The 13,079-nt window shown below is 68.7% G+C and carries 13 protein-coding genes; 7 read left to right on the forward strand and 6 right to left on the reverse strand.

The annotated features are described in order from the left end of the window. Positions 1-21: 21 nt before the first annotated feature. Entirely contained in the window at positions 22-570 is a 549-nt protein-coding gene (locus tag AC4EEO_RS00770; protein ID WP_018760796.1) for a COG4315 family predicted lipoprotein, read from the reverse strand. A gap of 190 nt (positions 571-760) precedes the next feature. On the opposite strand from AC4EEO_RS00770, the gene AC4EEO_RS00775 reads away from it, so the two are divergent. Together AC4EEO_RS00775 and AC4EEO_RS00780 are read left to right on the forward strand one after the other, a co-directional pair. Then, positions 761-1,261 carry a sigma-70 family RNA polymerase sigma factor gene (locus tag AC4EEO_RS00775; protein WP_018760797.1) on the forward strand — a complete coding sequence of 167 codons (501 nt, stop codon included), beginning with the start codon at positions 761-763 and terminating at the stop codon, positions 1,259-1,261. Then, positions 1,258-1,914, forward strand: a complete 657-nt coding sequence (locus AC4EEO_RS00780; protein ID WP_018760798.1) for an anti-sigma factor family protein — start codon at positions 1,258-1,260, stop codon at positions 1,912-1,914. The genes AC4EEO_RS00775 and AC4EEO_RS00780 overlap by 4 nt, the downstream gene beginning before the upstream one ends. On the opposite strand, the gene AC4EEO_RS00785 is transcribed toward AC4EEO_RS00780, so the two are convergent. Then, entirely contained in the window at positions 1,901-2,404 is a 504-nt protein-coding gene (locus AC4EEO_RS00785) for an SRPBCC family protein (protein ID WP_018760799.1), read from the reverse strand. The genes AC4EEO_RS00780 and AC4EEO_RS00785 overlap by 14 nt on opposite strands. Positions 2,405-2,433: 29 nt before the next feature. Further along, positions 2,434-3,252, reverse strand: coding sequence for a DUF1206 domain-containing protein (locus tag AC4EEO_RS00790; protein WP_018760800.1), 819 nt, complete (start codon positions 3,250-3,252; stop codon positions 2,434-2,436). 253 nt (positions 3,253-3,505) lie between these two features. On the opposite strand from AC4EEO_RS00790, the gene AC4EEO_RS00795 reads away from it, so the two are divergent. Together AC4EEO_RS00795 and AC4EEO_RS00800 are read left to right on the forward strand one after the other, a co-directional pair. Next, complete coding sequence (locus AC4EEO_RS00795; RefSeq protein ID WP_491339645.1) at positions 3,506-5,086, forward strand: fimbrial protein; 1,581 nt, start codon at positions 3,506-3,508, stop codon at positions 5,084-5,086. A gap of 4 nt (positions 5,087-5,090) precedes the next feature. Beyond that, positions 5,091-5,537: a hypothetical protein gene (locus tag AC4EEO_RS00800; protein WP_491339646.1), complete on the forward strand. Its 447-nt coding sequence runs from the start codon at positions 5,091-5,093 to the stop codon at positions 5,535-5,537. A gap of 45 nt (positions 5,538-5,582) precedes the next feature. Here AC4EEO_RS00800 and trmB read toward each other — a convergent pair whose 3' ends face one another. After that, positions 5,583-6,506 carry a tRNA (guanosine(46)-N7)-methyltransferase TrmB gene (gene trmB / locus AC4EEO_RS00805; protein WP_109045562.1) on the reverse strand — a complete coding sequence of 308 codons (924 nt, stop codon included), beginning with the start codon at positions 6,504-6,506 and terminating at the stop codon, positions 5,583-5,585. An 87-nt stretch (positions 6,507-6,593) separates the two neighbouring features. Between trmB and AC4EEO_RS00810 the strand changes: the two genes are divergently transcribed. Beyond that, on the forward strand, positions 6,594-7,949 hold the full coding sequence (locus AC4EEO_RS00810) for an MFS transporter (RefSeq protein WP_491339647.1): 1,356 nt from the start codon (positions 6,594-6,596) through the stop codon (positions 7,947-7,949). Next, on the forward strand, positions 7,949-9,355 hold the full coding sequence (locus AC4EEO_RS00815; RefSeq protein ID WP_491339648.1) for an MFS transporter: 1,407 nt from the start codon (positions 7,949-7,951) through the stop codon (positions 9,353-9,355). Before AC4EEO_RS00810 ends, AC4EEO_RS00815 begins: the two co-directional genes overlap by 1 nt. Here AC4EEO_RS00815 and AC4EEO_RS00820 read toward each other — a convergent pair. Continuing rightward, a complete protein-coding gene (locus AC4EEO_RS00820) occupies positions 9,352-10,107 on the reverse strand; it encodes a class I SAM-dependent methyltransferase (protein WP_491339649.1) in 756 nt (251 codons plus the stop codon). The genes AC4EEO_RS00815 and AC4EEO_RS00820 overlap by 4 nt on opposite strands. Positions 10,108-10,423: 316 nt before the next feature. Between AC4EEO_RS00820 and AC4EEO_RS00825 the strand changes: the two genes are divergently transcribed. Beyond that, positions 10,424-12,319, forward strand: coding sequence for a DEAD/DEAH box helicase (locus tag AC4EEO_RS00825; RefSeq protein ID WP_491339650.1), 1,896 nt, complete (start codon positions 10,424-10,426; stop codon positions 12,317-12,319). An 89-nt stretch (positions 12,320-12,408) separates the two neighbouring features. Here AC4EEO_RS00825 and AC4EEO_RS00830 read toward each other — a convergent pair whose 3' ends face one another. Beyond that, a complete protein-coding gene (locus tag AC4EEO_RS00830) occupies positions 12,409-13,059 on the reverse strand; it encodes an MBL fold metallo-hydrolase (RefSeq protein ID WP_491339651.1) in 651 nt (216 codons plus the stop codon). Between the last annotated feature and the right edge of the window lie 20 nt (positions 13,060-13,079).

Consider the following 13,079-nt stretch of genomic DNA (forward strand, 5'->3'; position numbering starts at 1 on the left):
CGGACTGCCGTCGAAGGCCAATCAGTAGGCCTGCCCCGCCGCCTTGGCCATGGCACCTGACGGATCGGACAGGAACCACACGCCGCCGACGCCCTGGCCGAGGGTGTCTCCGGGTTTGGTGTCCTTGGCGAAGTAGTACAGGGGCATGCCGTTCAAGGTCACCTGCTTCTTTCCGTCCGCGCCCGTGATGGTCCCCAGCTTGCCGGTGACCCCCTCCGCGGTGGGCGTCCCGGATGTGGTGGTCAGCGGCGGCCACTGGACGGCGCAGGAGCCGGTGCACGCGCTGGTGCCGGAATCCTTGGTGTCCTTCGTGAAGAGGTAGAGGCTCATTCCCTTTCCGTCCACCACAATGCTGCCCGCGGCTGAGGAGGACGCCGTCTTAAGCTCGACGGCGGCCCCGGCCGGCGAGGATGATGCGGAGGACGAAGGCGAGGAGGCGGAGGACGCGGAAGCCGCGGTGCCTGTTGCCGGGCTGGTGGCAGCCGGCGCGGTGCCGGAGCTGCTGCCGCAGCCGCTGAGGGCTGCGGCGAGGGCCAGGATGGCGAGGCCCGGCCCGAGATGGTGCTTCATGGTGTGCTCCCTTGGCTGGTTCTTTCCTTGGTAGGGCCCGGCGTCGGATCACCGGACGCTAACCCCTACGACGCCTTCGGGTGAAGAATGGTTCACACGCTGCGCGCGATTGAACCTTTTCCGCCCCGCGGGCGTCGTAACAGCCGGAAGCGCAGGGTTTCGGCGACAAGCCAGGTGACGGGAGGGTGGGATGCCGCTCGATGACGGCGTGGTGGAGGCAATCTACCGCGAACACGGCAGCGCCCTGCGCCGCTTCGTGCTCAGCGCAATCCGGGATCCGCAGCTGGCGGAGGACGTGGTCCAGGAAACTGTGCTCCGCGTCTGGCAGCACGCCCCGGACATCAACGGCAGCTTCCGCAGCTACCTGTACCGCACAGCCAGGAACGTCATGATCGACAACTATCGCCGGAGCCAACGCCGGCCGGCTGAGGCCCTCGGAAGCGGCCTCGCAGATCCCGTCGAGGTGGTGGGACGCGTCGACGACATGCTTAACAGAGTGTTGATGGAGGAAGCGCTGTTGAGGCTGAGCAAGGAACACCGTGAGGTCCTGGTGGCCCTGCACTACCGCCGGTTCACGGTCAACGAGGCGGCCGCCCAGCTCAATATCCCCAGCGGCACGGTCAAGTCCCGCGCGTACTACGGGCTCCGGGCCCTGCGCACCATCCTGGACGAGATGGGGGTGGAACGGTGAGCGCCAACCCGCACCACCTGCTCGGCGCCTACGTCCTGGGCGGGCTCGATCCCCAGGATGTCGCCGTCTTCGAAAGCCACCTCCAGGACTGCGCTGCCTGCCGCAAGGAGCTGGCATCGCTGGAAAAGGTGCCTGTGCTCCTGGACGCCCTTCCCGTCCCTGACGCCCTGGCGCTCACCGCGGTACCCGGTGGGCGCGAGGATGCCGGAAGCAACGTTCCCGCCCGCCTTTTCGAGGAACTGTCCCGCCGGCGTCGGAATGTACGACGGCGGTGGGTGGCTTTGGCGGGCGCCGTTGCGGCCGCGTGCCTGGCAGTGGGCCTTGCGGTGGGGCCCTTGCTGGTCAGGCCGCCGCAGCCGGATGCCACTTACTCCGTGGCTTCCGGGGACGGGCTGCAGGTCCACATCGACATGGCGCGCAAAGCCTGGGGGACCGAGCTCGCCGTGAGCGGCAGCAGCTTGCCCGCGGACGGGACGCTTTCGCTGTGGGTCCGCGACCGCGCCGGGGGCGAGGACCGTGCCTGCGCCTGGTCGGCCACCCCCACGGGGAAGGTCAAGGTCACCGGGGCAACGCCCATCCAGCTGGCCAGCATCTCCAGCGTGGAACTGCGCGACGGCGCCCAGCACGCGGTGGCGGTGATTACGGTTCCGTAGGCCCACCCTGCCCGGCGTTCATCGCCCGGAACTCTGCCACCAGCGCCTCGTCCTCGCAGGCGCGGGCGAAAGCCTCGATCCGCCGTTCGATCTCGTACCCGAGCAGCCGGCTGCCGATCCGCTCCATTGCTGCCCGGAGGACGGCCGGCCGGCAGGAAAAGGTGTACTTCCAGACCGCCCGTGTGCCGCCGTCGTCCGCGGTGAAGCGCCAGCCGCCGCCGAAATTATCGAAGAACCACGGACCGGACACCATGGTCATCCCGACGCTGCGCGGCGGCGCGAACGAGACATACTGGCTGACCATGGACAGGCCCAGCCGCGACCTTGTGCGGGTCCGGACGCCTTTTCCGGGAGCCCGGGCGCCGTCCAGGAACCCCTGCGCGGAAATGAAGGGATCCCACTTCAGCCGGAAGGTCCCGGTGGTTTGGGAGAAGGCAAAGGCAGTATCCGGGTCGATGCGGATGAAACGTTCGGCTCGTACCTGGGGCATGCCCCAACCCTAGCCACCCGCACCGCCGTTTACTTGCTCATTTTTGCCATCCGGGCGCGCATTACCATGTACGCGCCGTAGCAAATCAGTCCCGCCCCCACCGCGGCGAGGAGGTACGGACCCAGAGGCTGGTCGCGGAGGGCGCGCAGGCCACCATCGAGGCCCGTGGAGTCCTCCGGGTGCTGTTTCACGGTGGCCACGACGATCAGCAGGCCGGCGAGCAGCAGCACCGTTCCCTTCGCCAGGTAGCCGGTCACACCCAACGCGGTGACCGCCGTCCTGGCCGGGCCGGGAGCGGGCATCCGCAGCTGTTTCTGGAAGGACTTCTTGGGTCCCCTGATGCCGTACACCACGCCCGTGACCGCCACCGCCACGCCGATCAGCACCAGCAACGCCACACCGCCGGGCGCCACCATCATGGAAACGGTGAAGTCGCTGGTGGCCTTGCGGTTGTCGCCGCCGGAGCCGGTGCCGGTGACGAAGTGCCACAACGTCAGGGCCAGCACGGCGTAGACGATGGCCTGCAGGACGGCTTTGGCCTTGTTCTTCGCTTTGGTCTTGGTGGGCTGGTGGTTGAAGTCGAAGATCGCATCGCTGGTCTGCCACAACGACAGGGCGGCGCACGCGGCGAAGCTGCCCCACAGCAGGAAGGGGCCAACGGGCATGGTGGCCAACTCGGCCACGGCCCCACTGAAATCGGCGCTGCCGGTACCGCCCACGGCGAGCCGGATGGCAATCGCCCCCACCAGCAGGTGCAGGATGCCGCTGACCGCGAAACCCAGCCGGGCAAGAATTTCCAGGACACGCGAATTCGTGACGTCTTCGGCCTTGTCAACGGCCTGCTGCAATTCTTTTTTGATCGTCGTTCCTTTGGCCAAGCGCGGTGGTGCGCTGGTGTGCGTGCCCTTCTTACAAGGGCAATCGTGCCACGCCCGCCCGGTCCGGAACAGCCGGCCCCGCAAGCGTCCGCCGGCCGCCGCACGGCCCACCCGTTGCTCCCGAGTACGGGGATGGGGAGGGATCCCCATCGCCGGGCCCGGCCACCTGTGCAACCATAAGGACCAGCGATTCACACGCACTGCACACTTTCCGGGGGAAACCATGACTTTTTACGGCGCTGACGTCAGCCAGTTGCGGGCTCTGGCCAAGGCAGCGGACCAGGCGGCGTCTCTTTTGAGCAGCCGGGCCGGCACCCTGCACAGCCAGATCCAGTCCGCTCCGTGGAAGGGACGGGACGGTGAGCGCTTCCGCCAGGAGTGGAGCGGGAGCCACCGGCCCAGCCTGGACAAGGTGGTGGCCAGCCTGCGGGAGAACTCAAAGGTCCTGATGCGGCAGGCCGACGAGCAGGAAAAAGCCTCCACCGCGGCTTCCGGCGGTTCCGGGACCAGCACCTGGGACCGGCTGACCTCGCTGGCCGCCCAGGCCCGGGAGTGGCTGAAGGAGAAGGCGGAGGCGGCCAGGGCGGCAGCCGAGCACCGCCAGGAACTCGAAGCCGGGCTGGAGCGCATGGTCAACGCCAGCCCGGAAGAGCAGGCCAAGTGGTGGGACAGCCTGTCAGCGGCAGACCGTAAATACCTGATAGAAGGCGAAGGCAGCGACGGGCCCTTCGCCGAGGACCTGATGCGCATGGACGGCGGCATCCCGGCCGCAGCCCAGCAGTTGGCCAAGCAGCACCTCCAGGAGCTTGCCAAGGCGGATATCCCGATCTACTCGGAGACGGGCAAGGCCTCCATCGAGGCCCGGGTGGCCTGGGTCCACGGCGGCGCCGAAGTGGGCACCGAAGTGGTGGAGAACGCCGACGGTTCCGCCACCATGAAGGTGTACGGAAACATGGGCCTGGGCGTGAACGACACCACCGGCACGGCAGGAGCCACCCTGACCGGGGAAGTATCCCGTGAGTACACGTTCGCCAGCGTGGAGGAAGCCATGGCGGCCCGTGAGCAAATGTACAAGGACCTGCCGCCGGACAGCATCGGCGATATCAAGGACGTGGCCGGAAACCCGCCCGGCTACATCCTGGACACCATCAACGATGCCGCCCACGACAACGGCTCCACCGGCCAGACGGACAAGGCCAAGGGAACGTTCTCGCTGGAGGCCTCGGGCGAATCCGGCCCGGCGTCCGGCTCGGCGAAGCTCGACCTCGCGTACGAGCGCAACCTGACGGACGGAACGTCAACGGCCAGCGGCGAGGTCTCGGCACAGGGCAAGCTCAACCTGGACGGCCGTGTCTTCGAGGCCTCCGGCAAGGGGGGCCTGCAGGTCAATATGGACAAGGGCAACAACATCGATTCGGTGTCCGTCTCCATGGACGGGACCGTGGCCCAGGGCGTCACCGAAGGCGTGGACGGGAAGGCCGCCAAGTTCGACTCGACCGTGACCGCGGGTACCCAGGGAACGGTCAAGATCAACGTGGATTACTCCCCGGAAAACCGGCCCGTCATCGACAGCTACCTTCGCAACGTTGCCCTCGGCAATGAGGCCGGTGCTGCCCGGGACGCCGCCAGGTTGTACGAGGCCGGCTCCGCCACCGTCCAGGTGAACTCCGTGGTCACCGCCACCAACGAGGCGGGGTTCGACGTGAAGCTCGGCGAGGTGGAAGTGAAGACCGAGAACCAGGCCACCACCAACGTCTCCACGTACTATAAAGTCCCCAACGACACCAAGCTCGAGAGGCTCTGAAACCATGTCAGTGCACATCGAATCCCCGCTGGGCTTCACCGCAGACTTCCCCGAGCACACCCAGGTCCTGGACGACTCCACCGCCGGGCCCAACAGCGAGCAGTACGGCCTGCTGGGCGGCGTCCTGGTCACCGTGATCAAGGACGACACCTCCGTCCAGGATGCGCCGCAGGCCAACGGCTGGGCCCACCTGATGTCCGACTTCTACCGCGAGGAGCGCGGCGGCACCCTGCTGGCCGAGGGCGAGCTGAACCTCCCCGGCAAGTCCGCGTATGGCGTGGTGGTGGGTTATGACGACGCCGAAGGGGCGGCCAAGGTGGCAGCCACGGTAGGCGTGTGGGAGGGCGGCCGGTTCATCGGCGTGGTGGTCATCTGGCCGTACCTGAACGCTGAGGCGGAGCCCCGGCTGGACATGCTCAAGGAGATCGTGGCCGCCATTAACGTGGGATAACGCGCCCGCGCTGCAGCAGCCGGGAGGGCCTTGCCGTTCGGCGTGTCAGCGGCGGCGGTAGCAAAGATCGAAGATCAGCCGGCCGGCCTCGTGGGCCTTCGCCTCGAAGCTGGTCCGGATCCTGCCTTCGAACCGTGGCGCCCAGCCGCCGGTTTCGTCCACACCTTCATTGGGACCGGTGTGCCCGGTGCTTACGGGCGCCCGTCCCTCCCTGACCGGTGCACCGCCCACCAGTGATTCGACGCCGGACTGCCACACCTGGGTGAGCGGGCTTTCAGGTCCGCGGCGCTCGCCGGTGTGCAGGTTTTCGAAGTCCGCCGAGCCGGCCATGACGTCCCGGACGTGGATGGCGTAATTGGACCAGTCGGTGGCGATCCGGAACAGGCCGCCTGGTTTCAACGCCTTTGCCGCCAGGGCGGCGAACTCTGGCTGGATGAGGCGGCGCTTGTGGTGCCGCGACTTGTGCCACGGGTCCGGGAAGAAGACCCACAGTTCGCTGACGGAGCCTGCGGGAAGCATGGTGGCCAAAACCTCCGGGGCGTTGGCCTCCACCACGCGGACGTTGGTCAGGCCGCGGCTGTTGATCTTGATGATGGTGTTGGCGAGCCCGGGCGTGTAGACCTCGACGGCCAGGAAGTTCGTGTCCGGGTTCTGTTCTGCCGCGTGGCAGATGGCATCGCCCAGTCCGGACCCGATCTCGACGACCAGCGGGGCCTCGCGGCCAAACTCGGCTGCTGCGTCGAAGGTGTAGTCGGGGTGGACCGAGGTGTTGGCCACGTGCCGGGGAACGTCCACGGCCCACCGCTCCGCATGCTCGGCCCAGGCGGCCTGGCGGCGGCCCTGCAACCGGGTGCCGCGGCGCACGAAACTGACCGGCCGGCCGCCGTAGGTACCGAAGGAGGCTTGGGTTCCGGGCGTGACGGGCCTGGGGACATGCGGCTGCTGGGGGTTTTCAGGGGATTCGCTCATCCCTTCCAGAATAGCGCCGCGAAGGGAACGGCGGTCAGGGCATCATTCGGGCAGCCCGGCGCAGCGCGCTCCTGCAAGAATGGGCGGATGACGGACGCAACGAATGCCGACGCAAGGAAGCAACGGCGAGGGGCTGTCTCCGAAGAAAGCCAAAGACGTCCCAGGACGGGCAGCAGCCTGGTGGATCCGGGTACTTTGGTGGACGCGGAGGTTGACGAACTTCCCGCGCCCGGGCCCACCCGTGTGGGCGGCCGCCGCGACTTGGCTTATCTGGGTGTGTGCCTGGTGCTGATCGGCTTGAACCTGCGGAGTGTCTTTTCCAGCCTGTCTGCTGTGTTGCCGGAGGTGACCGCGCAGGCGGGGCTGCCTGGCTGGTCCGTGGTGGTGTTAACCACGGTTCCGGTGACGTTGCTGGGTGTCTTTGCCCCGGTGGCCCCGGTTTTGGCGCGCCGGTTTGGTGCTGAGCGGGTGCTGTTGGGGGCCATGGCCTTGCTGACGGCGGGCTTGTTGTTGCGGCCTGTGGACGCCGGGGCTGGGATGGGTGGGGCCGGGCATTTGCCTGCGCTCCTGGCCGGCACGGCGGCGTGCGGTGTGGCGATCGCGTTGTGCAACGTGCTCCTGCCGGGCCTGGTGAAGCGGGACTTCCCGCACCGCCTGGGCCTCATGGGCGGCCTGTACACCACCGCCATCTGCGCGTCCGCGGCGCTCGGGGCCGGGTTCACCTACCCGGTCTACACGGCGACGGGGGAGTGGACCAGGGCGCTGTGGGTCTGGGCGGTGCCGGCCGCCGTCGTGCTCCTGCTGTTCCTGCCCGTTGCCGTGCGGCAGGGGACGGTCCGGCACCAGGTGGTCAGGGACGGGGTGAACGTGTGGCGGTCGCCGGTGGCGTGGCAGGTGACGATCTTCATGGTGCTGCAGGCCATGATGTCCTTCAGCGGTTTTGCGTGGCTGGCGCCCATCCTCCGGGAAAGAGGCGTTGACGGGGCCACGGCTGGATTGATCGTTGCCGTGTGCATCGTGCTGCAGATGCTGGGGTCCCTGTTCGCCCCTGCGCTGGCCGCGCGGTTCCGCGACCAGCGGGCCATCAATACCGTGGTGGCGTTGATGACCGGGAGCGGGTTCGTGTTGAGCATTGTGGGCCCGCTGGATCTGGTCTGGGTCTGGGCGGGGCTGCTGGGACTGGGCCAGGGAAGCCTGACCGCCTGTGCGCTGACCCTGATCATGCTCCGGACCCGGGACGGGCACACCGCCGCGCACCTGTCGGGCATGATGCAGGGCGTTGGCTACGGGGTGGGTTCCACCGGAACGCTCCTGGTGGGTCAACTCCACCAGGCCACCGGGTCCTTCGTTCCCGCCGGCGTCCTGTTCACGGTGGTGGGCCTGCTCGCGGCCGTCTTCGGCTACCGCTCCGGCCGAAACCGGTATGTGGGCGAGGAAACGTAATGCAGGACCCCACGCTTCCGGCCGTCCACCATGCCACCGGAATCTTCCGGCCACCGTATTTCTGGGTGACAGTGGGCACCTGCGCCCTGGTGTTCCTGGCCGCCTTCGAATCCCTCGCCGTAACCACCATCATGCCGCTGGTCAGCAGGGAACTGAACGGCGGAAACCTCTATGCGCTGGCCTTCGCAGGGCCCCTGGCCACCGGTGTCATCGGCATGGTGGGCGCCGGCAACTGGTCCGACAGGCGCGGGCCCGCCCTGCCGCTGTATGCCTCCGTAGCGCTGTTCGTGGCCGGCCTGCTGGTCGCGGGCACCTCGGTTTCCATGCCCATGCTGGTCTCGGGCCGCCTGGTCCAGGGCTTCGGCGGGGGCGCCCTCACCGTGGCCCTCTACGTCCTGGTGGCGCGGTTCTACCCGGGCACCCTGCATCCCCGGATTTTCGCGGCGTTTTCGGCCGCCTGGGTGGTGCCCTCACTCGTGGGGCCCGTCGCGGCCGGTGTGGTGGCGCAGGTCTTCAGCTGGCACTGGGTGTTCCTGGGCGTGGTGGGGCTGGTCATTCCGGCGCTCGCGATGATCGTGCCGGTCCTGCGCGGACTGGACCCGCCGGAACCAGCCGGCGGAGCGGAAGGAAACCTCCCGCCGTGGGCTCCGGCCAGGCTCGGCTGGGCGGCGCTGGCAGCCCTTGCCGTCCTGGGGCTCAACCTCTCCGCCGGCCTCAGCATCCCCGCCTTCCCGCCCGCCAAGGCACTCCTGGCCGTTGCCGCCGTCGTCCTTGCCCTGGCAGCGGTCCGGCCGCTGGTGCCCGCCGGGACCCTTAGGGCACGGCGGGGACTGCCCAGCGTGATCCTGTCCCGCGGCCTCGCCTCGGCGGCCTTCTTCGGGGCGGAGGTCTACCTTCCCTACCTGCTGATCGACCAGTTCGGCTTCCCGCCCACCTTGGCCGGTGTCACCCTCACCGGCGGGGCGCTGGCGTGGGCCGGTGCCGCGGCGGTCCAGGGCCGCATGGGCCCGCGGCTGGAGCACCGGAGGGCTGTGCGGGTGGGCTCGTTGATGGTGCTCGCTGCCATCCTCCTGGCCCTGGCCACGGCGGGACTGCACTGGCCGGCCGCCGTCGCCATCGCCGGGTGGGTGCTGGCCGGCGGCGGGATGGGCCTGCTCTACCCCCGGCTGAGCGTGATGACACTGGCACTGTCCAGCAAGGACAACGAGGGCTTCAACAGCTCCGCCATGTCAATCGCCGACTCGCTGGGCGGGGCTCTTTCGCTCGCCGCCACCGGGATAGTCTTCGCGGCATTTACCACGGCGGTCCAGTCCTTTGCCGGCGTCTTCGCCTTCACCGCGGCCCTCGGGCTGGCCGCGGTGCTGGTGGCGCCGCGGGTCACCGGCAGGCAAGGTGCGGCGGGCTAGGGAAGGCGGGTGGCGCGCAGGACGACGTCGGCAATGGTCGCCTCCTGCCCGTCCGGCCCGGTGACAGGACGCGCCCGGCTGGTGAGGACCTCCAGCTGCCAGCCGGGGCCGCCCAGGGCCAGTTCACGGACCAGCTGGTCTCCGGTGTAGAACAAGTCCAGGTGCTGGTGGTGGTCGTTGCCCCATGGCGGCAGCCGGTCCGGGTGGTGGCCCACCACCAGCAGGGTCCCGCCGGGTTTGACGGCAGCGGCGGCTGCGCGCAGCGGGACCCGCCAGTCGAGTTCCCGGGAGTGCAGGAACTGTGAGGTCACGAGGTCGTAGGAACCCTCGGGCTGCCACGTCGTGAGGTCCGCTTGGTGCCACGTGATCCGGCTGCGGATGTCCCCGCTGGATGTGTTCACGCTTTCGCGTGCCAGCTCGGCCAGTTCGTGCGAGTGGGCCCGTTCCAGCGCCACGGCGGAAACATCGACGGCGGTGACGGACCAGCCTTGCCGGGCAAGCCAGATGGCGTCGGCGCCCTCGCCGCACCCGAGTTCCAGTGCCTTGCCGGGGCGCAGGCCGCCGGCCTCATGGACCAGTTGGGGGTTCGGCTTTCCGCTCCAGAGCCGGGCTTTGCTCCGGTACCGCTCGTCCCAAACCGCCCCGGGATCGACGCCGCTGCCCGCTTCCGGCGCCCCGCCGGCGTCGTGCGCGTGCTGCCGGTGCGCTTCCTCCTGGCGCGTGTCCTGGCCCTGCCCCGGGTGTTCACTCATGCTCCAACACTGCCCCGCCATGTCCCCGTTGGCAACGCCGCGGACGGCCGCCCGGTCTCGGGATGCTAGACTGGAGGAACTTGATGTGCAGTGATGCCGCCTGCTCCGGATCTGGAGTTCCTTCCAGGGAGTGGGCTTTCTTCATGTGAGAGGCACATCCTGCGTCGATGAACGCGTTCCATTTGGTCCCGGCCGGCTGTCCCTATGTGCAGCGCCCGGTTGATCACCTGACTTTTCTTCGGCGAAACCCCTGGGCCAACCGGCACCGGGGGCCGATATCCGCCCGGATACCGCCAGAAAGACCGTAAAAAACTACATGACTACTTTTGCTGCCCTCGGTACTCCCAAGGCCCTTGCAGACACCCTCACCGCGCAGGGAATCGTTGAACCGTTCCCCATCCAGGTGAAGACCCTCCCGGACACCTTGTCCGGCCGTGACGTCCTTGGCCGTGGCCGGACCGGATCCGGTAAAACCATTGCTTTCGCTATCCCGCTTGTAGCAAGACTCGCTGAGCGGGAAGCCAAGTACTTCCGCAAGCCCGGCCGCCCCATGGGCCTGGTCCTGGCACCCACCCGTGAACTGGCGACCCAGATCAACGCCACCATCGAGCCGCTGGCCAAGGCCGCCGGTTTGAACACCACCGTGATCTACGGCGGCATCTCCCAGGCCCGGCAGGAGAAGGCGCTGCGCGCCGGTGTCGACATCGTCATCGCCTGCCCCGGCCGCCTGGAGGACCTGATCCGCCAGCGCATCCTTACCCTCGAAGGCGTGGAGATCACGGTCCTGGACGAGGCCGACCACATGGCGGACCTCGGCTTCCTGCCCGTGGTCAAGAAGCTCATGGACATGACCCCCAGCCAGGGCCAGCGCCTGCTGTTCTCCGCCACCCTGGATAACGGCGTGGACAAGATCGTCCAGCGCTACCTGTCCAACCCGCTCACCCACTCGGTGGACGACCCCCAGGCGGCCGTGACCACCATGGAGCACCACGTGCTGGTGGTCAACGACCAGACCGTCAAGAAGCAGCTGATCGTTGAGCTCGCTTCGGGTGCCGGCCGCCGCGTCCTGTTCATGCGGACCAAGCACCATGCCCGCAAGCTGGCCAAGACCCTTACCGACGCCGGGATCCCCGCCGTGGACCTGCACGGCAACCTGTCGCAGAATGCCCGTGACCGCAACCTCGCCGAGTTCTCCAACGGCGACGTCCGCGTCCTGGTGGCCACCGACGTCGCCGCCCGCGGTGTGCACGTCGATGACGTCGAGCTGGTGATCCACGTGGATCTGCCCACCGAGCACAAGGCGTACCTGCACCGTTCCGGCCGCACCGCGCGCGCCGGCTCCGACGGTACCGTGGTCACCCTGACCCTGCCGGAGCAGCAGTCCGACGTGAAGAAGCTCATGAAGGCCGCCGGCGTGGACGTCAGCTTCGAGCGCGTCACCGCCAGCTCGCCGATCGTGGCCGAGCTTGTTGGCGATATCGCCGAAAAGGTCGATCCCCGCACCCGCGCCGCACTGCTGGCGGCCAAGGCCCCCAAGCAGGGCGCCGGAACCTCCACCGGTGCCAACGCCGAGCGCAAGCGTGCACGCCGCCAGGCTGCCCCGAGTGCCGGTGGCCGTGGTGGCCGCGGTGGACGTGGCAAGGTTTCGGCCGAGCCCGCCCGCAGCGACGCCCCCCGTGCTGAGCGCCGCGCAGCAGCCTTCGAAGGCCGGACCGAAGCCCGCGCCGCCTTCGACCGGAACGCGGAGCAGAACGAGGACCGCGCTGTGGCAGCTGCGGCTGCCCGCCGCAATGCCCGCGGCCGCGGCACCGCCTCAACCCACCGCAACGACGTTCCCGCAGCAGGTGGCCGCTCATCGGCCGGCCGCGGTTCCGACGGCCGTGCAGCGGAGGGCCGCGGGGATTCCCGGATCACCCGCAGTGATGCCCCGCGCGGCGGCTCCGGCCGCCCGGCCTCAGGCGGACGCCCCGCGTCCGGCGGGGGCCAGCGCAGCGGGCGCCCGGCAACCGGCCAGCGTGCAGCGGCAGGTTCGTCCGGCCAGCGTTCTTCAGGCACCGGCGGCAGCAAGGCCGTCTGGTCCTCCAACACCGGCGGAACCTCAGGCGGATCCTACGGCTCCGGCAGCGGTGGCAACGGCGGCTCGGGCCGTCCCGCCCGCAGCGGCCCCCGCCGCGCATCGGCTCCGGCGTCGAACGAGCGCCGCGGCCGCTAGAAGCGCTCCTTAAAGTACAGCGGTGGTTGAGCTTGTCGGTTCCGACAGGCTCAACCACCGCTGTGTTTAACCCGAATCGCCGCCTGGTTTTACCAGCCGCGGGCACGCCATTCGTCCAAGTGCGGACGTTCGGCACCAAGCGTCGTCGGCTTGCCGTGGCCGGGGTGCACGACGGCGGAGTCCGGGTAGGCGTCGAACAACCGCTCCGTGACGTCGGACAGGAGCTGGGCGAACCGTTCCGGGTCCTTCTCCGTGTTGCCCACCCCGCCGGGGAACAGCGAGTCGCCTGAGAAGATGTGCGCCGGTCCTTCCGGGTCCTGGTACACAAAGGCGATCGAGCCCGGCGTGTGGCCCCGCAGGTGCACGGCGGTGACGTCGAAGCCGTCGAAATTCCCGACGTCCCCGTGGCTTAGCCGGACGTCCACCGGAACCGGCAACGCATCGGCGTCGTCCGCTCCCGCCGCTGTCCTGGCCCCGGTGGCGTCCACCAGTTCCTTCAGCGCCCGCACGTGGTCCCAGTGCTGGTGCGTGGTGGCGATCAGGGCCAGCCGCGGAGCCGCGGCTGTGTCCGCGGCGCCGTCCGCGAGCAACTGCCGGATGGCCGGAAGGTCGTCAGCGGCGTCAATGAGCAGCTGCGCGCCGCTTTCCTTGGCGGTCAGCAGGTACACGTTGTTGTCCATTGCGCTGACGGAGATGCTGCGGATGGTGACGGCCGGCAGGTCGTAGAGAAGTGAGTCCATGGCTTCAGTCTAGGGACGGG

It is taken from the genome of Pseudarthrobacter sp. MOO13 (assembly GCF_058267655.1).

Bases quoted from the DNA above. Each gene is read 5' to 3' on its own strand.
- AC4EEO_RS00825 (WP_491339650.1), top strand. From the start codon at position 10,424: ATGACTACTTTTGCTGCCCTCGGTACTCCCAAGGCCCTTGCAGACACC.
- AC4EEO_RS00795 (WP_491339645.1), top strand. From the start codon at position 3,506: ATGACTTTTTACGGCGCTGACGTCAGCCAGTTGCGGGCTCTGGCCAAG.
- AC4EEO_RS00785 (WP_018760799.1), bottom strand. From the start codon at position 2,404: ATGCCCCAGGTACGAGCCGAACGTTTCATCCGCATCGACCCGGATACT.
- AC4EEO_RS00815 (WP_491339648.1), top strand. From the start codon at position 7,949: ATGCAGGACCCCACGCTTCCGGCCGTCCACCATGCCACCGGAATCTTC.
- trmB (WP_109045562.1), bottom strand. From the start codon at position 6,506: ATGAGCGAATCCCCTGAAAACCCCCAGCAGCCGCATGTCCCCAGGCCC.
- AC4EEO_RS00775 (WP_018760797.1), top strand. From the start codon at position 761: ATGCCGCTCGATGACGGCGTGGTGGAGGCAATCTACCGCGAACACGGC.
- AC4EEO_RS00810 (WP_491339647.1), top strand. From the start codon at position 6,594: ATGACGGACGCAACGAATGCCGACGCAAGGAAGCAACGGCGAGGGGCT.
- AC4EEO_RS00830 (WP_491339651.1), bottom strand. From the start codon at position 13,059: ATGGACTCACTTCTCTACGACCTGCCGGCCGTCACCATCCGCAGCATC.
- AC4EEO_RS00820 (WP_491339649.1), bottom strand. From the start codon at position 10,107: ATGAGTGAACACCCGGGGCAGGGCCAGGACACGCGCCAGGAGGAAGCG.
- AC4EEO_RS00770 (WP_018760796.1), bottom strand. From the start codon at position 570: ATGAAGCACCATCTCGGGCCGGGCCTCGCCATCCTGGCCCTCGCCGCA.
- AC4EEO_RS00800 (WP_491339646.1), top strand. From the start codon at position 5,091: ATGTCAGTGCACATCGAATCCCCGCTGGGCTTCACCGCAGACTTCCCC.